This is a genomic window from Streptomyces sp. NPDC037290 (assembly GCF_055603245.1).
The window spans coordinates 56,059-74,158 of the sequence record NZ_JBVJVZ010000003.1 but is presented as its reverse complement, the minus strand read 5'-3'; the positions used below and the strand labels follow the sequence as shown (position 1 = coordinate 74,158).

The following is an 18,100-nucleotide window of genomic DNA, read 5'->3' as shown; positions in this document are numbered from 1 at the left end:
CAGCCGGCCCGCTGCGGTGAACCAGCGGCAGGACCGCCGCCTCGCCCGAGGCGGCGGTCCCGGTGCCCGCTGCACCGCACGGGGAACCCGCCAGAAACCGAACGCCCATCCCCGAAGTCCGGGGGCAGTAAACCGCGGTGACGCCTCACCACCGTCACACCATCCCCCGGGCCGCCCCCTCACCGTCCACGGTGATGCCCAAGCGGTCCGTCACGGCGGTGAGGGCTGTCCCCAGGGAGAGAGCGACACGGGTGACGGCGTGCCGGTCGCCACGGGTCGGGTCCCGGTTGACGATCAACACGGGCTTCCCGGCCAGGGCCGCCTGGCGGACGAACCGGAGACCGGACATCACCGTCAGGGAGGAGCCCAGGACAAGCAGCGAGGCCGCCTCACGGACCAGCTCGCGGCAGCGCTCCACCCGCTGCGGCGGAACGGCTTCGCCGAAGAACACCACGTCCGGCTTGAGGATGCCCCCGCAGATCGTGCAGGGCAGCACGTGGAAGTCGCCGACCTGTTCGTCGGTGAGGTCGGCGTCACCGTCCGGATTGATACCGGCGGCCACCGGGTCGAAGCCAGGATTGGCCTCCTCCAGCCGCCGGGCGAGTTCGCGGCGCGGGCTGAAGGCGCCGCAGGAAAGGCAGACGACCCGGTGCAGACTTCCGTGGAGTTCCACGACGCCCTCGCTGCCGGCAGCCTGATGCAGGCCGTCGACGTTCTGGGTGATCACACCGGACAGCAGACCGTGCCTCCCGAACGCGGCCACGGCCCGGTGCCCGGCGTTGGGGCCGGCGCGACGGAAGGTGCGCCAGCCGAGATGGCTGCGCGCCCAGTAGCGGCGCCGGGCCTGCGCGCCGGCGGTGAAGTCCTGGTAGGTCATCGGGGTGTGCCGGCTCAGGCTCCCGCCGACGCCCCGGTAGTCGGGGATGCCCGATTCCGTGGAGATGCCCGCCCCGCTGAGCACCAGCACACCACCGGTGCTCAGCGCATCGGTGACCGGCCCCAGATCCGTGGTGCCCGGCGGCACCTCCCCGGCAGGGGTCCAGCTCAGAGTGGGGCGCATACGCATACCGCCAGGGTACGGAACAGGCCGCCCGCAGTCGTTCCCCGGCGTGGCCCGCACGGCCATCCACCCGAACAGACCGGACCGTCCGCGCCAGTTGCGTCAGGTACTCCCCTGAGGGGGCTGTGCACCGATCCGCCGGGCCCCGGAAACGCCGGCCGGCAGCCGCGCGCCGGTGCCGGGAACACCCGGCTGCGAACTTCGCGCCCAGAAACCTGCGTTGGCCTCGTTGACACGCCGTGACCCCACGCGTTTCACTCGACACTCGTGTATGGCAACGTTGTCAGGCCGTTTCCGCAACGGCCTGACAACGTTGCCTGCCCTGCCCGTCCTTCGGCACGTCAGCACCTGTGCGAAGCACGAACCGCTGCGGAGGCAACCGATGGTCCGACCCCGACGTTCAGCTGCGCCTCGTAACCGAAAAAGACTCCGTCAACGCCTGGCCGTGATCTGCGTCCTGGGAATCGCCGGGCTCCCGCTCCCGGCGATCGGGAACGCCGATGCCGCGAGCGCCGCGACACCCCCCTTGGTGAAGGACCCCGCGTCCCTCGTCAACCCCTTCATCGGCACCTCGGGCGAGGTGGACACCTTCCCGGGCCCCGACATGCCGGCCGGCATGGTGCAGTGGAGCCCCGACACGACGCCCCACCGCCCTGACGGCGGCGGCTACGAGTACAACGACAAGAAGATCTCCGGCTTCAGCGTCACCCACGTGTCGGGCCCCGGCTGCCCCGTCTCAGGTGACCTGCCGATCCTTCCGGTGACCGGCGCCCTCTCGGGCAACCTCGCCAACACGTCCGTCGGCTTCAGCCACGACGACGAGAAGGCGGGCACCGGGTACTACAAGGTCACCGATGCGAACGGCGTCACGACCCGGCTGACCGACACCACCCGCGCCGGGATGGGCACGTTCACCTTCCCGTCGGACCGGCAGGCCAACCTGCTGCTCAAGCTCAGCGGCGGCGCTACCCAGGTGGACGGCACCCGCGTTCAGGTGGTGAACAGCAAAGAGGTCATCGGGTCGATCGACAGCGGGCACTTCTGCGGTGCGAGCAACAGGTACACGCTGCACTTCGACATCAAGTTCGACCAGCCGTTCACCCAGAGCGGCACCTGGGTCGGCGGCACCATCAACGCCAACGCGAGGTCGCTGAAGGCGGGCAAGGTCCGGCAGACCCCGCAGGCGTCCCGGTCGGCCCCGCTGGAGGAGAAGCACTTCACCGTCCCGGCGAAGCCGTCCCCGACGATCCACGGAAGCGGCGGCAAGGCCCCCGGTACCCCGTCGCCGTCGCCGAGTGCCGGCGGCGCACCGAGGCCGGGAGCGAACACTCCCGCCACGGGCAAGGCCGTCCAGCCACCCACGACCGGTGCGAACGGCATGTACCTCACCTTCGACACCTCCTCGAACCCGACGGTGAGCGCGAAGGTCGGCATCTCCTACACCAGCGACGCGGGCGCGGCGGACAACCTCGCCACCGAGATCAAGAACTGGAACTTCGACGCAGTCCAGCAGGCGAACCACGACGCCTGGAACGCGGCTCTGAACAGGATCCGGATCGGCGGCGGTTCCTCGGACCAGCAGGTGCAGTTCTACACCGCGCTCTACCACGCGCTGCTGCACCCGAACGTCTTCTCGGACGACAACGGCCAGTACGTGGGCATGGACAACCAGATCCACAAGCTGGCCAAGGGCCAGCAGGCCCAGTACGCCAACTACTCCGGCTGGGACACCTACCGCTCCCAGACGCAGCTGATGGCGATGGTCGAGCCCAAGATCACCAGCGACGTCGTCACCTCGATGCTCAACGGCTACGACCAGACGGGCCTGCTGCCCAAGTGGGCCTCGAACAACGGCGAGAGCTACGTCATGGTCGGTGACCCGGCCGCCGGCATCATCACCGACGCGTACGCCTTCGGCGCCCGGAGCTTCGACACGGACAAGGCGCTGGCCGCCCTCCAGCACGAGGCCACCCTCCCGAACAACGACCGCCCCGGCGAGTCCGTGCGGGACACCAAGGGCTACCTCCCGCTGGACGAGAACGACTACGGCTGCTGCAACTTCTACGGCCCGGTCTCCACGCAGCTCGAGTACGACTCCGCCGACTACGCCCTCGCCGCCTTCGCGAAGTCACTGGGCAAGACGGACGTCTACCAGAAGTTCGCCACCCGCGCCCAGGACTGGATGAACGTCTTCAACCCGCAGACCGGCTACATGCAGGCGAAGAACAAGGACGGCCAGTTCGCGGGCGGTTTCACCCCGGGTACCTCCAACGGCTTCGTGGAGGGCACGTCGGCCCAGTACACGCCGATGGTCCCGTTCAACCTGCAGCAGCTCATCCAGGCGCGCGGCGGTGACCAGGCGTACTCGTCCTTCCTGGACAGCCTCCTCGACAACATCACCGACCCCGGCGACACCAACGCCAACCTGAGCAACGAGCCGAGCGTGGAGATCCCCTGGGAGTACGACTACACGGGCCGGCCCTGGAAGACCCAGGAGGCCGTCCGAGCGGCCCAGCAGAAGCTGTACTTCAACGCCCCGGTCGGCTCGTTCGGCAACGACGACCTCGGCGCCATGAGCTCCTGGTACGTCTGGTCCGAGCTGGGCATGTACCCCGAGACCCCGGGCACGGACACCCTGGCGCTCGGCAGTCCCCCGTTCCCGGTGGCCGAGGTGACCTTCGCCGGCGGCAGGACAGTGCAGATCAACGCGCCACAGGCGGCACCCGACGCCCCGTACGTGCAGTCCCTCGACGTCAAGGGCAAGGAGTGGAAGACCTCCTGGCTGACGTACCAGCAGTTCAAGGGGGCGGGCACGATCGACTTCACCCTCGGCACCCAGCCCGACAAGTCCTGGGCGTCCGACCCGTCGGCCGCACCCCCGTCGGACACCACGGGCGGCGACCGGATCCTGGCCGCGACCGGCCCCTCCAGCGACGGCCTGGTGCTGCAGCCTGGCGCATCCGGTGACGCCACGCTCGACCTCACCAACCTGGGCAGCAAGGACGTCACCGTCGACTGGAAGGCGACGGCGCCCTCCGGCGTCACGCTCGATCCCGCCTCCGGCTCGGTGAAGGTGCCCGCCTCGGGCAGCGCCGAGGCGAAAATCCACGTGACGGCGGGCGCGAGCGAAGGAACGTTTCCGGTCACCTTCGCGCTGACCGACCACAGCACCGGAACGACTCTCAGCGGGGCGGCCCTCCGCGTGGCCGTGGCCAAGGCCGGTGAACTGTGGCCGTACGACACCAACGAGGGCGTCTACCCCGACGGCACGAAATTCTCGGGCGGCTTCGACGGCGGTGGCTGGGCCTTCTCGCAGAACGCGCTGTCCGCGGCCGGCGTCACGAGCGGCTCGACCGTCACGGTCGACGGCATCTCCTACACCTGGCCGGCAGTGACGTCCGGTCAGCTGGACAACCTGGAGATGGCCGGCCAGACCATCCCGATGCCGGCCGGTACGTCGGGGGCGTCGCTGGGCCTGCTGGGCACGGCGGCCAACGCACCGACCGACGGCAGCGGGGTCTCGGGCACGGTGAGCGTCACCTACACCGACGGCACCACCTCGAAGGCGACGGTCGGCTTCTCCGACTGGACCCTCAACGCCGGTTCGAGCAAGCCGCTCCCGGGTGACACGACGGCCGTCACGACGGGCTACCGGAACACCGGGAGCGGGGGCCGGGACGGCGTGAAGACGTACGTCTTCGCCACGAAGGTTCCCCTTGACGCGTCCAAGCAGGTGGCGTCGATCACCCTGCCGGTGACGGGCTCGACGGGCACCGACCATCTGTTCGCCTACGGCTTCGGCCACTGAGACCCACCGGACTCTGACGACGACGGGCCGGTTCCGGGGACACGACCCCCGGAACCGGCCCCTCTCGTCCACGCCGTCCGCGTCCGGTTCGGCACCCCACTGCGGGAGTCGTACGGTACCCGGCCGGGAACGGTGTGGGCCGGCACCGAGCTGGTGGCCGAGCACGACGCAGGCAGACAACGGACCGTCCGGCTCCAGTGCGGGCACCCGACAAGGAACGTGGCGGGGATGCATCACCCTGGACCGGTACGTGGGAGGTCCAGAGGCGACTTCGTCGGTGAGGCCGACACGGCCGAAGCAGCCGTGGCGATGGCGGCCGACCATCTACCGGCAGGCTGCGGACCCGTGGTCGTCGGCAACCGAGGCGCCCTCGCGGCGGCAGAGCACGAGCACTGACCGGTTGACGCCCTGACACACTGCGACCCGCACCCCACCGGCGGGCCGCCGCGAGCGGAGCCGCGCCGTGGGAGCCGACCGAGGAGTGACCCTGCGCCGGTTGGAGGGGTTCCGGGGAGACAGTGACCTCCCTGCCCCGCAGAGTGCTCTGTCACCGGCACCTGACAGCATGACTGCTCATGAAGGTTGAACCGTCAGACCGCTCCTGGCTCCGAGACTTCCAAGGGGGCTTCCTCCTCGAGGGGTACACCCTGACCCTGGTGCGTGGACTCTCGCCGCGAACGTTCCTCGACCGCCTCGGCGCGGCCCCCCAAGGAGACGTCGCCGGCTTCGACGCGTTCGTTGCCCAAGACCGTGCGTTCCAAGATGATCAGGAGGAATGGGGCGACTACATGTTCGTAGGCGCCACCCTCGTCCAGGGCAAGGATGCCGACTGGGTCCTGGCCTTGGAGATCAACGGCGGCATCGAGATCCAGACCGACGCCATGAAGCGCGCCACCCTCGGTACCAGGGGCGTCTCACATTTCCGCAGCCCCAACGCCATGAGCCTCTTCTCCTGGTGGGAAGACGGCGAACTGCGCACCCGATTCGAGGGCCCACTCCACCGCGACGGCAGCACCCCGGACGGACTCGTCGACCTCATGCACCACGTGGGGTTCGACTTCGAAAACGGCAGCTGCGATCTTGAGGACTACATCGCACTTGCCGAAGAGCTCACCGGAGTACGGGTGACCCAGGACATGGTGGAAAACAGCACCTACTCCACCGGCATTGTCGAGATTCCCACGGACGACCGGACGAGCGTCGTCATCGACGTCACTGATACCCATGGGACGCGCACCCACGTCGAACTCCCCGATCCCACCCAGCGGCAGAACTGAACCGCAGCGGCGAAGCAGTAGAGGGCTGCACAAAAGCCGCGCCACCGGATCATCGGGGAGACGAGCAGCGGTTCCCGGGCGATGGATCGACCAGTCACCGCCTGTGCTGAACCTGGTGCCGCATCACCCCGTCCGGGAAAGACGCTGGATCGTTGGGCGGATCCCGCCTTACGGTGACGACATGAGCGATCACTCGGAAGCGCCTGTCGCGCCCGTCGAGGCGTATGAACCCCCCTACTACGTGGCGGTCTTCACTACGGTGCGAACCCAGGACCAGAGCGGCTACAGCGAGACCAACACACGCATGGAAGACCTGGTGAAGGACGTCCCCGGGTTCCTGGGGATGGACCACGCGCAGACTCCTGGCGGGCTGGGCATCACTGTCGGATACTTCCGTGACGCCGACGCCCTGGCGGAGTGGCGGAGCAACGCCGAGCACCGCGCGGCACAAAAGCGTGGACGAGCCGAGTGGTACCAGAGCTACACGCTGCATGTGGCGAAAGTGGAGCGGAGCCACGGGTTCACGCGAGCGTAGGTCCGGCAGAGCCCGACAGCAGACTGACCAACCGAAGTCACCTCCTGGTCCGGCAAACGCCCTCCCGCCAGGCTGTCCGGGTGGTGGAACGAGTACGCGAGGACTGGCGGCCAGTGGTCGAGCACCGGGCAGCCGGGTCTCGAGCTGGCCCAGTGGGGCGTCGGCACCTGAAGAATTTTGTGTGGACATCCCCGTCGACGTCCTATGGACAGCCGGAAAGCTGATGTGGACGAGCCTGGTGGACCCGTTCGTGGGTGTCCTGTCCTTCTTTGCCGACACCGCGTTGCATGCCGAGCCGAGCCGCATACACGGACAAGCCGGAGCGTGCTGGTCCTAACCGTCGACGAACGTGACGGTCTCGTCGAGTGGCGCCCGGCCCGTACGCCTGTAGCCCACCGTGACGTCCTCGAACCCGATCGACATGCCGCAGAAGAGGATGAGCTCGTCCGGGGGTGACACGATCTCCGCGACGGTCTTGCGATACACCGACCACGCCATCTGCGGGCAACTGTGCAGGCCTTCGGAGCGGAGCAGCAGCATGACGGTCTGCAGATACATGCCGACGTCGGACCATTGGGGCCGGCCCATGTCGCGGTCGATGTAGCAGAACAGGGCAGCGGGCGCGCCGAAACAGTCCCAGTTCGCCGAAGCGGCCCGCTGGCGCGCCTCCCAGTCCTCACGCGCGATGCCCAGTGCGCTGTAGCGCTCGTGGCCGAAGGCGGATCGGCGCTCATGGTAAGGGGACTTCAGTGCGGCCGGGTACATCTCGTACTCCCGCTCGTCCCAGGGGTCGCCTGTGGCCACGCGCTCGCCGGCGCGCCTCTTGAGCTCGGCCAGCGGCCGGCCGGTCAGCACGTAGATACGCCACGGCTGGAGGTTCGACCCGGACGGCGCCCAGGCCGCGGCGGAGAGCACGCGCTCCAGCACCGCCCTCGGTACTGGCCGGCTGGTGAATCCGCGAACCGCTCGTCGGCTCGTGACCGCCTCATAGACGTCCAGGATCAGCTACCCCTCAGAGCGGTGAGCGGCTCAGGAGAGCCAGTCGGTGTAGCGGGTGGGGGCGAGGTGGGCGTGCTCGTCGGTGAGGACGTCGCCCTTGACGGCGGCGAACATGCCGGCGGTGGGGTCGGTGACGACCGTGCGGTTGTCACCCTTGTGGGACAGGGTGATGCGGCCCAGCTCGTCCAGGGAGAAGATCTCGGGGCCGGCGATGTTGCGAATGCCGTTCAGCGGGGCGCCTGCGGCGATCTGTGCCACCGCGTCGGCCACGTCCCTGGCGGCGATCGGCTGGATCGGCGTGGCGGGCAACCGGACGGTGTCGCCGTCGGCGGTCCAGGACATGACGGCGTCCATGAACTCCATGAACTGTGTCGCCCGGACGATCGAGTAGGGAACCGGCCCGGCCGCGAGGATCTGCTCCTGGAGCACCTTGGCCTTGTAGTAGTCCAGCTCCGGCACCTGGTCCGCCCCTACGATCGAGAGGATGACGAAGTGACCGACGCCGCCCTTGTGGGCCGCGGCCAGGAGGTTGTCCATCGAGGTCTGGAAGAAGGCCGGGGAGGCTTCGTCGAAAGTCGGGGAGTTCGTCAGGTTGACGACGACGTCGGCTTCCGCCACCGCCTCGTCCAGTCCCTTTCCGCTGATGACGTCGATTCCGGTGGACTTCGAGTGGGGTACCGCCTCGTGCCCGGCGGCGTTCAGGTCATTGACGACCTGCGATCCGATCAGCCCGGTACCGCCGATGACTGCGATCTTCATAGCGTGCCCTTCCTCGAAATTATGTGGGCAAATATTGCATATCGGGCACCTTGGGGGTGCGGCAACATGCGCCTCAATCGACTGAGGGGGCGACGTCAGAGGCCGTCGACGAAGGTGACCGTCTCGTCGAGCGGGGCCCGGCCCGTACGGCCGTCACGTGCCGTGGTGTCTTCGAACCCGATCGACATGCCGCAGAAGAGGATGAGCTCGTCCGGGGGTGACAGGACCTCCGCGACGGTCCTCCGAAACTTCGCCCAGGCCATCTGCGTACAGCTGTGCAGGCCTTCGGAGCGGAGCAGCAGCATGACGGTCTGCAGATACATGCCGACGTCGGACCATTGGGGCCGGCCCATGTCGCGGTCGATGTAGCAGAACAGGGCAGCGGGCGCGCCGAAACAGTCCCAGTTCGCCGAAGCGGCCCGCTGGCGTGCCTCTATGTCCTCGCGAGCGATACCGAGTGTGCCGTAGCGCTGCTCGCCGAAGGCGGATCGCCGCTCACGGTAGGGGGATTTCAGTGCGGGTGGGTACTGCTCGTACTCCGGCTCGTCCCAGGGGTCGCCTGTGGCAAGGCGCTCGCCGGCCCGCTTCTTGATCTCTGCCAGTGGCCGGCCGGTCACCGCGTAGGTGTGCCACGGCTGGAGGTTCGACCCGGACGGTGCCCGGGCCGCGGCGAAGAGCACGCGCTCCAGCACCTCCCTCGGGACCTCACGGTCGGTGAATGCGCGCACCGCCCGTCGGCTCGCGACCGCCTCGTAGACGTCCATGATCGTCCGACTCCTCGCCTGCTCGCCCCCCATCCGCTACAAGCGAGATGGTATCACTTAATACAATCTCATGTTCAACTATCGTCGGACATGACTCCCCAGCCCTTGGTGCCCCGCCCGGGGGCTGCATTTTGGAGACGGTCCATGGTCACGCCGCTACGAAAAGCTCCCGGAGCGCACGCTGATCTACCGCGACCTCGCCGCCGATGAACGGGTTCGTCTCTTCGAGGGCGCGCGCTGCGGGGGTGAACGGCAGACCGCCGGCCATACAGGCAGATGTACCGCGCGACGGCGGTGCGAACGGTGAGCGGCGCGCTTACGCCTCGCCGCCTGCGGGATAGGCGATCCGGGTCAGCAGATCTGTCAGCTTCTCGGGCTCGCCGGGACTCAGGTCGGCAACCAGGCGCTCAGCCAGCGGCTCCGCCGTCACATGGGCTGCCTCGAAAATTTCCAGGCCCTGAGGCGTGATTTCCACCGCCCGCGCACGCCGGTCCCCTGGAACGCTCTTGCGTACAGCCAGCCCCCTGCGCTCCAGATCGTCCACAATCCTCATGATGGCCGCCTTGTCAGACCCTGTCGCGGCCGCCAAGTCCCGCTGCACCGTGGGCCCGCGGTCGACAAGCACGATCAGCACGGCAAAGTGCCGCAACTCGATGCCGAGCGGCCGAAGCGCTTCCTCCATCACGGCGGCCGCGCGCCAGTGCGCCCGGCGCAGCAGCAAGCCGAGAGCGAACGGCGAGGTGTCCCCGGGTCGGTCGGTCACGCGCGAGGGGGTGGCTCTGGGAGGGACGTCGGCGGCCATGAGGCCAACAGTACGCCATCCGCTCATTCGATATGGTATCGCCTGAAACCAAATGGCTCCGACTGGTAGGACCTCGTCGACCTGCCGGGCGGCTCCGACGTGACGCAGGTCGGTCCCGCGGGTCAGCCGCCTTCGGAGGGACGCGGGGCGCGCAGGTGCGCCCGTGCCTTCAGCTCCTCCTCGTCGACCACCCTGAGCATCGGCTGACCCGGCGCGCACACCATGGTCACGACGAACTTGGTCGATGCGTCCGACAGGGCGTTGCCGGGGTGACCGGGAGGCCACTCGACGAGAATGGTCAGTGCCGAACCACCTTCGGGAAAGAAGGGTGGAGTGACCTCCTGCAGCAACTTGACTTCGGGCGGCAAGGAGACCTCGTTGGCGGTCCCGTGCTCTGGGTTCTTCTCCGACATGCACCACACCTCCGTAAGCCAGCGGCATCGAGAGCGCATCGCACCTCCCATCGGCAGGCGTTCCATGTCGCACACCGCAACGTTTCCCCCGCTCTGATGTGACGCGCCGCTGGGGTGCTGGTGCAGGCGGTGCGTCGCCGTGAGTCCGTCCGGGTGGCAGAGCGTGTGCGGGTACGTGAGATCGATGACGATGCAGGCCGGGGCTTGCCGCGCATCATCCGCAGAGGCACCGGCTCGGTCGTGACACAGCGGTAGGCCCTGATGGTGCTCCTGTCAGCACCGGGCATGGCGGTGGCGAAGATCGCCGAGCTATGGGTCCACTGCAGCGGCGACGGCCCAGCCGCTGGGAGGGCTCGATGCCTTTGCGGGCGACGCACGGATGACGGGGCCCTGCTCCACCCGGTGAGCCGGCAGGGTCGCCGGTCCTCGGGTGCCGGGCGCGGCATCTGCTGCCGCGTCCATCCCGTTGTGGCTGCGAGCACGAACGCGGCCAGCCCCTCCCGATCGCCGAGAGGGGCGCGTCGGCCGCACCCGCCACGCGAGCCGCCTGCCTCTGCTGGCTGTACCGTCTTCGGAGACGATCACCGGGGAGGGAGCGGGATGACTCATGGTCTCCGGTTCAGCTGGGAACTGACGGGCAGCGGCTGGGCGAGGTGCCTCATCAAGGACGGCTCTTCGGAGCAGAAGGACATCGTCAGCTACTGCACGGATGCTCTTGCCGACGTGCTTCACGGTGTGGCGGGTCTGTACGGCCCCATACCTGTCCAGCGCTTCTCCTTCGACCTTGAACCGGCTGAGTCGAGGTGGGTCCTGAGAGGCAGGGGTTCGGACGTTGATCTGGCGATCTACCGCTTCCCTGACATGTCCGCGAGCTTCGACGCGCCCGACCAGGAAGGCACACTCGTCTGGGGCTCCACGCAGCCGCGAGGTCTTCTCGGACACGTCGTCATCGAGGCCGCCCACTCCGTACTGCAGGTCCACGGCGAGGACGGCTATCTGACGAAGTGGGTTCAGCACCCCTTTCCGGTCGCGGCGCTGCAAGACCTCCGCCGGCTGCACCTTCAGCACGACGGGTGTGAACTGCAGCATGGCGCTGCCCTTTCCTAGGATTTTGGACGCTTGTCAGGGCAGATCTGCACGGCAACAGTGCCCCGCCGCGCGAAGACCTCTGTCGGCCGCAGCGCAATACGCCGAGCTGCCGGTGAGCGATCAGGCAGCAGGCGAGCTTGAGGAAGGCTTCGGAGATGTCGGCTCGCCGTTCCCAGGATGCGTTGACGACGGAAGCATCCGACGCGATCCACGGCACCATCCCCGCGCCGGACCGAACGCTCAACCCCCGTACGCTCAACTCCCGTACGAGACACGACCACGGGTGCCGGGACTGGCGTTGATCTCGCTGACCCATGCCTTGGCGTTGTCGTTCGCGAAGCAGGAGGCGGCCGGGAGGCGTCGAGACGCAGAGCGCAGACTTGAGTCTCCCGCAGGGGGAGACAGCAAGGTGGGCGCATGGACGGCGGCACTCTCTACTCGATCGGTGAACTGGCCCAGCGCACGGGGCTGACAGTCAAAACGATCCGGTTCTACTCCGATCGCGGCATCGTGGCGCCTGTTGGCCGCACCCACGCCGGCTACCGCCGCTATGCCCCCGAGGCCGTCACTCGCCTCGCCTTCGTGCGGACGCTGCGGGACCTGGGACTCGGCCTCGACACGATCCGGCGGGTCGTGGACCAGGAACTCACCCTCGGCGAAGTCGCCGCGGAGCATGCCGCCGCGCTGGACGTGCAGATCAGCATCCTGCGTCGGCGACGTGCGGTGCTGACGGCCGCCGCCAGACGCGAGCCCACCCCCAAGGAAATGGAACGCATGCACCATCTGGCCACGCTGTCCGAAGCCGAGCGCCGACGCTTGATCGGCGACTTCCTCGATGCCGTCTTCGACGGGTTGCCGAGCGCCTTGCGCCACGCAGCAGCTCGGCGCTCCATGACGCCCGAGCTGCCCGACAGCCCCACAGACGAGCAGGTCAGGGCATGGGTGGACTTGGCCGAACTGTCCCTGGACCCGGAATTCCGCGCCACTGAGCGGCGCCTGGCCGAAGAACATGTGGCCGGCCTGCCCGACAGCGCCACCACGCCACCGCGCCCGGACCTGGTCGCCATCACCCGTGATCTCGTCGGACCAGCCGTGACGTCGGGCATCAGCCCGGATTCGCCCCAGGCCGATCCTGTCGTCAAGGCGCTGACCGCCCACTGCGCGCTCGCCCACGGCCGCCCCGACGACCCCGCACTGCGCCGGTGGCTGCTGCACCGTCTGAAAACCGCGAGCGATCCGCGCAGGGACCGCTACTTCCAGCTGCTCGCGCTGGTCAACGGCTGGCCGGCACCGGAACGCCTCGCCCCGGTGGTCGACTGGTCCGTGACAGCTCTGCGGATACGGGCAGCTCGATGACACAACAGTCCCACAGCCGTGCCGCGCAGCCGGACGAAGCACTCAAAGACCCTACGCCCGCATACTCTCGACCGATGGACGAGACGGCCGTACGCCTGGAGGCGGACGCCACACCGTCGGCCCCCGCCCTCATACTGCGTCCCTGGAACCCGGCGGACTGTGCCGATCTGGTCGGCCTGTACGGGGATGACACACTGCGCCGCTGGACGAGCTCAGCCGTGAACGACGAAGCGAGCGCGGCACGGTGGGTTCGGGAACAGCAACAGGGACGGGAGACGGGCGACCGCTGCGGCTTCGCCGTCGTGGAAGCCCAAGCCGAAGGTGGCAAGGAGCAGTTGGCGGGTCACGTGGTCCTCAAGCGCATCACCCCGGCAGCTTCGTCCGCCGAGGTCGGCTACTGGACCGCGGCGCACGCGCGCGGCAGGGGAGTGGCACCCAGAGCGCTGCAGACGCTCACAGACTGGGCTTTCACCACCTTCCCCGGCGGCCGACTGACCCGCCTTGAACTCCTGCACCAGGTGGACAACACAGCGTCATGCCGCGTCGCACAGAAGAGCCGCTACGAACTGACCACACTCCTGCCCGCGGCACCGCCCGCATACCCCCTTGCCGGTCACCTGCACATACGGATGCGCGACCACTGACCTGTGCAGCTTGCTGGGCGTCGCCGCGGTGCTGCCGGCGCCGGTGGCAGCCGGACGTCCGCGTTACTCGGTGTGGTCGGGTTGGCCTGCACCGAGTGGCTGAACTCCGGCTTGCTGCCGCGCCGCTCCGCGTCCAGGGACGGACGAGCCCGATCAGGTACTGCCGCGCTTCACCCGTCGTGGCTCCAAGCACCCTCCGCCTCCAGACCGTGGAGAACTGGAAAGGCGCGAACACCGTGTTGCACTACGGCAAGGACGGCGTCCTGACCGTCCCGGACAAGGAGAACGCCGGGACGCTGCCGTTCCTCAGGAGGCCTTGGGTGAGCCGCCTGTGTGTGGTCCGAGCGCGGTCACCACGGGGATGCCGCCCATCTCCAAGTCGGCCAGGACTTCAGTGCCGGGCGGCATCAGCGGGGCCATCTGACGGGCGATCTCATCGAGCAGGATCGGGGCGCCCTCGCATCGGTACTTATCGAAGTATTCGGGGGCAATGCGTCCGGGCCGAAGTGTGACGTGCCCGGTCAGATGAGAGGCAGCATGGATACGGCGAGCGGCGATGGAGCGCCTGTTCACCGGCCGGCCCACCCGCACCGACGGCAAGCTGACCAAGAACGACCTTTGGCGAGAGGCCGGCGTCAGCCGAGCCACGATGAACCGTGCCACCGCACAGGTGCTCCGAGCCTCAGAAAGGACATGAGGCCTCTCCGGGCACTCCGGCCCTTTCTGAGTACGAGAACTGAGTAGGGCGACGCTGCCGTCGGCCTGGGTGGTGGTGTTCGGATGGCTGCATGACACCGACTCCTTCCGCCGCGCCCGCGGCGTCCGCTTTCCGCCGCCGGTTCAGGGTCTTGGGGCTGTCCGTTGCCGGGCCCGTTGCGGTGTCCCTGCTCGTGGGATGCACCGCCATGGCGGGTGGTCCAGTCCGTACCGAGGCGCAGTTCCTGGAGCACGTACACGACACGCAGGCCGCAGGCGAGGACACGGTTCTCTTCCTGGGTTCGGATCCGGCCTCCGTGATCCTGGGAAAGTCCACGGACAGCGCATCATGCGTGGACGACCTCGGCGTCGACCGGGATGACACCCACCGGGACCAGCCGTCCGTCTCCTGGGCTCCGGACTTCAAGCACGGTGACGCCGGCTATCGTGCGGCGGTCGCCGCCCTTCGCAGGCGGTGGTCCGAGCGGGGATGGAAGGTGACGGCGGAGCCGGGGACCGACCCGGTCACCGGCAAGGCGGCCGGCCTGCAGGAGATCCACACCACCGATGACCACGGCGTCGCGCTGTCGCTGAGCCCCGGCCGGCGTACCGGCGAGGGACTGGTCGTCGCCGACGGTGGCTGCGTCCGCCACGACGGCTACTGGGACGCCTACGCATGGAGCAGCTCCTGATGGACCCGACCGCTCCGGCGACGTGTACGTCGCCGTCTTCTCGCCGAACTGAGCACACGAGTCGGCAGCTGCGCACTTCGGTTGGCGCCTTGGCTCTGTGCATCAGTCGCTACAGCAGGTATTCACGGCTTCGGGAGGCACTGTCGCCGAGCAGTGTTCGATGCTCATGACAGTGGGCAGCACCAAGGCGAGGAGACCCAGAGATCGGCGCCCGGAGCACGTGCCGCGCGGGAGTTTGGCCCGCGCGGCACAGGTCGGGTCAGATACCGAACGCAGCGGCGTAGTGGACGGTCCCGCTGGGGAGCGGATGGCCGGCGTCGAGGCTGAGTGCCATCAGGGCGTCGTCGGGGATATCGATGGTCAGGCCGATGCCGTGGTCCGAGGCACGGGTGAACCCGAACCGGTAGTAGTAGGCCGGATGCCCGAGGACGACCACGTGGCGCTCACCCAGGGATCGGGCTGCGGCCAGGGCGGCACGGATCGCCGCGGTACCAGCACCGGTCCGTTGCCGCTCCGGTCGGACGGCGCACGGGGCCAGGCACAGGGCCGGCGTGGTGTCGATGTGGCAGCGGGTCAGCAGTGCGTGGCCCACCGGGCGGCCGGTCCCGTCCGCTGCGACGAGGGAGAGGCCCTCGACCCAGGCGGTCGGGTCGGCGCGCAGGCTGTCGACGAGGTCAGCCTCGGCAGGAGTTGGGAAAGCGGCAAGGTGGATGTCGCGGATGGCGGGGATGTCGGCGCTGGTTTCGGCGCGCGAGAGCCAATTGTTGCCCATGACGATGGAAGATCCGTTTCGGGATAGGTTCGTGTGGTGGCCCCGCGAGCTCACGCTCTCAGCGAGGGCGGGACAGGAAGTCAGGCCACGGCCCGGGACGTGAGGGAGACCCGGACACTACGCACGGTGGCCATGAGCGCGGTCATCAACCTCACCTCCCCTCCTGATCAAGCACGAACCCAGCAACCATACACGGCCGAGGTGAGGGCGAAGTGCTGTCCATTCTCGCGGTGAGAACCAGCGCCTGGAGCAGTCGAGAGTGAGTACGTCTGCGCGCTTGGTTGACTAGAGCGCCTCATGAAGTGCACGCGGGCTGCCGACGATCATCGGCTCATGAATCCTCAGACTTACGCGAGGCTCTACGGCCCGCGGAAGCCGAGCGAGCCCTTCGTCCACAGCCCGTCCAGGGGTCACGTTGCTGACGGCTCTGCTCGGCGTTGCCACGGCCCTGTCGATGGCATGGCTGACCTTCCTGGTCGGCATGGTCGCACTAACGACATCGGCTGGACCGTGTCGGTGGGCTCCACCGTCTGCCGCGCCCATCAACATGCCGCTGGAGCCGGGAAGAAGGGGCTTCGGACCGCGCCGAACCAGACGATCACGGGCTCGGACGCTCCCGCGGCGGCCTGAGCACGAAAGTCCATCTTGCCAGCGACAGCCGTGCACGACCCCTGGCCCTCCACGTCACCGCAGGCCAGGCGGGCGACACACCGGCCTTCGACGCCGTCATGGCCGGCATCCGCGTTCCGAGAAGCGGACGTGGCAGACCGAGAACCCGCCCGCAGGCCGTCCTGGCAGAGCGCGCGAATTCGTCCCGCGCGATCCGTGGGCCACTGCGCCGGCGAGGGATCCGTGCCGTCATCCCGCAGCCGTCCGAACAGGTTGGGCACCGTCTGCGGCGAGGTCGCGCCGGCGGTCTTCCGCCGGTCTTCGACGCCGAGGCGTACAAGCAGCGCAACGCGGTCGAGCGATGCATCAACCGGTTCAAGCAGTGGCGCCGCCCGGCCCTGCGGACAGGCAAGCTCGCCATCGCTTACCAGGCCGCACTCCACCTCGCGGCCATCCTCATCTGGGCCCGCCGGTGACCCAGCTCCGTAGCTGAACTGATGGCGGTGACCCCACCCGATGGCCCTTGCTCCTGCGCGAAGATCAACCCATGGACGACCTCGTGAAATTCCTTCGGGACCGCAACATGGAGGACGACCACGCCTATGCCGAGGTGGCCCACCGCTTCGGCGCCAACGCCCTCCTCGATAGCCACCTGCCGATGCTCGACCTGGTCGACATGCTGGCCAGGGACTATCAGGCAATGGACCTGGCGGATTCACGTCACGCGGGGCTCGCGTACGCGCTCAAAATGCTGGCGCAGTCGTACGCGGAGCACCCCCAGTACCGCCAGGAGTGGCGTCCGTAGGCCGACCAAAGAGACATCCCCTAGGCCACCCCAGCGGCCGGGAGGCCCGTCAAAGTCGATCACGAGTGAGGAGCCGTCCGGGTCCATCAACAGATGGCCCAGGCCGCGCCCGCCGTCCTTCTTCGCCCGCACGAAGGTGCCCGTGCACGAGAGCGTCCCGCACGCGGCGGTCATCACGGCCACGGTGAGTGTCGCGGCCGCTGTCCATCGCGCCTTGCGCACAACACCATCCGTACTTCTTCGCGCCTATACGATGCCCGCAAACGCAACAAGTGCCCACGGGCGAGCCGAGCTTGCTCTTCGCTGACTCTGGCCCATCAAGGTCACGCCGGGCCGTCGAGATCCGGAGCTCCGGGTGGGGTGGATGATGCCGGCCGGGCCGTCGTGCGACAGTGGTCTCAGCCCTGTTGGCGGAAGTCCAGCATGTAGAAGACCTTGTCGTAGCGGTGTTCGCCGACTGCGACGAAGCTGGGCAGACGGCCGTATTCGGTGAAGCCCAGCGACCGGTAGAGGTGCAGGGCATTGGCGTTGTCGCCACGGGCATCCAGGGTGAGGACCTCGATGCCCGCCTCCCGGGCGTCAGCGATCAAGGCAGCGGTCAGCGCCCGTCCCACACCACGACCATGGGCAGCAGCATCCACCGCGATCTTCTCCAGATCGGCGTGTGGCCGATGGGTGGGCCGGGCGTAGCGCAGCCAGTACCCGAACCCGACAAGCTGACGGCCGAGATAGGCGGCCCGCAGGGCCGCGTCCCCGGCCCGCGTCGCAGCCACCACATGATCGAGAAGGTCCGCCACCTCATCCCGCGACGGTGGTTCGACCCAGCCCAACGCGGCACCTCCACCAACCAGGTCCGCCAGGATCCGGTGGGCCGACTCCGCAAACCGGACCTCCAGCTCCGGATCGGCAGCCAGCTCCATGGCGTCAAGAATGGTGGGCTCAGTGGTCACACCGCTGGTCATCCCCGTATGCATGACCGAAAGCCTAGATGATCGATTCCAAGGGTTGGGGGGCATAGCG

18 protein-coding genes and 1 pseudogene are annotated in these 18,100 nt (G+C 68.3%); 10 read left to right on the top strand and 9 right to left on the bottom strand.

Annotated elements, in window-relative coordinates; translation table 11 throughout:
- Positions 1 to 154: 154 nt before the first annotated feature.
- Positions 155 to 1,066: an NAD-dependent protein deacetylase gene (locus tag ACZ7HQ_RS11065; protein WP_470987237.1), complete on the bottom strand. Its 912-nt coding sequence runs from the start codon at positions 1,064 to 1,066 to the stop codon at positions 155 to 157.
- Positions 1,067 to 1,589: 523 nt separating this feature from the next.
- On the opposite strand from ACZ7HQ_RS11065, the gene ACZ7HQ_RS11060 reads away from it, so the two are divergent.
- The 4 genes from ACZ7HQ_RS11060 (at position 1,590) to ACZ7HQ_RS11045 (ending at position 6,680) form a co-directional block, all read left to right on the top strand.
- Entirely contained in the window at positions 1,590 to 4,868 is a 3,279-nt protein-coding gene (locus ACZ7HQ_RS11060; protein ID WP_470987235.1) for a GH92 family glycosyl hydrolase, read from the top strand.
- 228 nt (positions 4,869 to 5,096) lie between these two features.
- Positions 5,097 to 5,264 carry a DUF6193 family natural product biosynthesis protein gene (locus ACZ7HQ_RS11055; protein ID WP_470987234.1) on the top strand — a complete coding sequence of 56 codons (168 nt, stop codon included), beginning with the start codon at positions 5,097 to 5,099 and terminating at the stop codon, positions 5,262 to 5,264.
- Positions 5,265 to 5,443: 179 nt separating this feature from the next.
- The gene (locus tag ACZ7HQ_RS11050) at positions 5,444 to 6,145 is read left to right on the top strand and encodes a DUF6461 domain-containing protein (protein ID WP_470987233.1); all 702 of its coding nucleotides are present in this window, start codon (positions 5,444 to 5,446) and stop codon (positions 6,143 to 6,145) included.
- Between the two features lie 181 nt (positions 6,146 to 6,326).
- Positions 6,327 to 6,680 carry an antibiotic biosynthesis monooxygenase family protein gene (locus ACZ7HQ_RS11045; RefSeq protein WP_470987232.1) on the top strand — a complete coding sequence of 118 codons (354 nt, stop codon included), beginning with the start codon at positions 6,327 to 6,329 and terminating at the stop codon, positions 6,678 to 6,680.
- Between the two features lie 333 nt (positions 6,681 to 7,013).
- Here the strand turns inward: ACZ7HQ_RS11045 and ACZ7HQ_RS11040 are convergent, their stop codons facing one another.
- The 5 genes from ACZ7HQ_RS11040 to ACZ7HQ_RS11020 form a co-directional block, all read right to left on the bottom strand.
- Positions 7,014 to 7,679, bottom strand: coding sequence for a nitroreductase (locus tag ACZ7HQ_RS11040; protein ID WP_470988881.1), 666 nt, complete (start codon positions 7,677 to 7,679; stop codon positions 7,014 to 7,016).
- Between the two features lie 30 nt (positions 7,680 to 7,709).
- Positions 7,710 to 8,438, bottom strand: a complete 729-nt coding sequence (locus tag ACZ7HQ_RS11035; RefSeq protein WP_470987231.1) for an SDR family oxidoreductase — start codon at positions 8,436 to 8,438, stop codon at positions 7,710 to 7,712.
- A gap of 95 nt (positions 8,439 to 8,533) precedes the next feature.
- Complete coding sequence (locus ACZ7HQ_RS11030; RefSeq protein ID WP_470987229.1) at positions 8,534 to 9,202, bottom strand: nitroreductase; 669 nt, start codon at positions 9,200 to 9,202, stop codon at positions 8,534 to 8,536.
- 316 nt (positions 9,203 to 9,518) lie between these two features.
- Complete coding sequence (locus ACZ7HQ_RS11025; protein ID WP_470987228.1) at positions 9,519 to 10,004, bottom strand: MarR family winged helix-turn-helix transcriptional regulator; 486 nt, start codon at positions 10,002 to 10,004, stop codon at positions 9,519 to 9,521.
- A gap of 122 nt (positions 10,005 to 10,126) precedes the next feature.
- The gene (locus ACZ7HQ_RS11020) at positions 10,127 to 10,417 is read right to left on the bottom strand and encodes a cupin domain-containing protein (protein ID WP_470987226.1); all 291 of its coding nucleotides are present in this window, start codon (positions 10,415 to 10,417) and stop codon (positions 10,127 to 10,129) included.
- A 600-nt stretch (positions 10,418 to 11,017) separates the two neighbouring features.
- On the opposite strand from ACZ7HQ_RS11020, the gene ACZ7HQ_RS11015 reads away from it, so the two are divergent.
- From ACZ7HQ_RS11015 to ACZ7HQ_RS11005, 3 genes are all read left to right on the top strand, one after another.
- On the top strand, positions 11,018 to 11,524 hold the full coding sequence (locus ACZ7HQ_RS11015) for a hypothetical protein (RefSeq protein WP_470987225.1): 507 nt from the start codon (positions 11,018 to 11,020) through the stop codon (positions 11,522 to 11,524).
- A gap of 399 nt (positions 11,525 to 11,923) precedes the next feature.
- On the top strand, positions 11,924 to 12,862 hold the full coding sequence (locus tag ACZ7HQ_RS11010; RefSeq protein WP_470987224.1) for a MerR family transcriptional regulator: 939 nt from the start codon (positions 11,924 to 11,926) through the stop codon (positions 12,860 to 12,862).
- A gap of 74 nt (positions 12,863 to 12,936) precedes the next feature.
- Entirely contained in the window at positions 12,937 to 13,506 is a 570-nt protein-coding gene (locus tag ACZ7HQ_RS11005) for a GNAT family N-acetyltransferase (RefSeq protein ID WP_470987223.1), read from the top strand.
- A gap of 306 nt (positions 13,507 to 13,812) precedes the next feature.
- Here the strand turns inward: ACZ7HQ_RS11005 and ACZ7HQ_RS11000 are convergent, their stop codons facing one another.
- Entirely contained in the window at positions 13,813 to 14,169 is a 357-nt protein-coding gene (locus tag ACZ7HQ_RS11000; protein WP_470987222.1) for a hypothetical protein, read from the bottom strand.
- A 242-nt stretch (positions 14,170 to 14,411) separates the two neighbouring features.
- On the opposite strand from ACZ7HQ_RS11000, the gene ACZ7HQ_RS10995 reads away from it, so the two are divergent.
- The gene (locus tag ACZ7HQ_RS10995) at positions 14,412 to 14,894 is read left to right on the top strand and encodes a hypothetical protein (protein WP_470987220.1); all 483 of its coding nucleotides are present in this window, start codon (positions 14,412 to 14,414) and stop codon (positions 14,892 to 14,894) included.
- A 259-nt stretch (positions 14,895 to 15,153) separates the two neighbouring features.
- Here the strand turns inward: ACZ7HQ_RS10995 and ACZ7HQ_RS10990 are convergent, their stop codons facing one another.
- Positions 15,154 to 15,666 (bottom strand): GNAT family N-acetyltransferase, encoded by a 513-nt coding sequence (locus ACZ7HQ_RS10990; RefSeq protein ID WP_470987218.1) that lies wholly within the window; start codon positions 15,664 to 15,666, stop codon positions 15,154 to 15,156.
- Positions 15,667 to 16,083: 417 nt separating this feature from the next.
- Between ACZ7HQ_RS10990 and ACZ7HQ_RS10985 the strand changes: the two are divergent.
- Positions 16,084 to 16,751: pseudogene (locus ACZ7HQ_RS10985) on the top strand (IS5 family transposase); the annotation flags it as partial.
- Between the two features lie 71 nt (positions 16,752 to 16,822).
- Complete coding sequence (locus tag ACZ7HQ_RS10980; protein WP_470987217.1) at positions 16,823 to 17,080, top strand: DUF6221 family protein; 258 nt, start codon at positions 16,823 to 16,825, stop codon at positions 17,078 to 17,080.
- A 398-nt stretch (positions 17,081 to 17,478) separates the two neighbouring features.
- Here the strand turns inward: ACZ7HQ_RS10980 and ACZ7HQ_RS10975 are convergent, their stop codons facing one another.
- Positions 17,479 to 18,042, bottom strand: a complete 564-nt coding sequence (locus tag ACZ7HQ_RS10975) for a GNAT family N-acetyltransferase (protein ID WP_470988879.1) — start codon at positions 18,040 to 18,042, stop codon at positions 17,479 to 17,481.
- Positions 18,043 to 18,100: the final 58 nt, after the last annotated feature.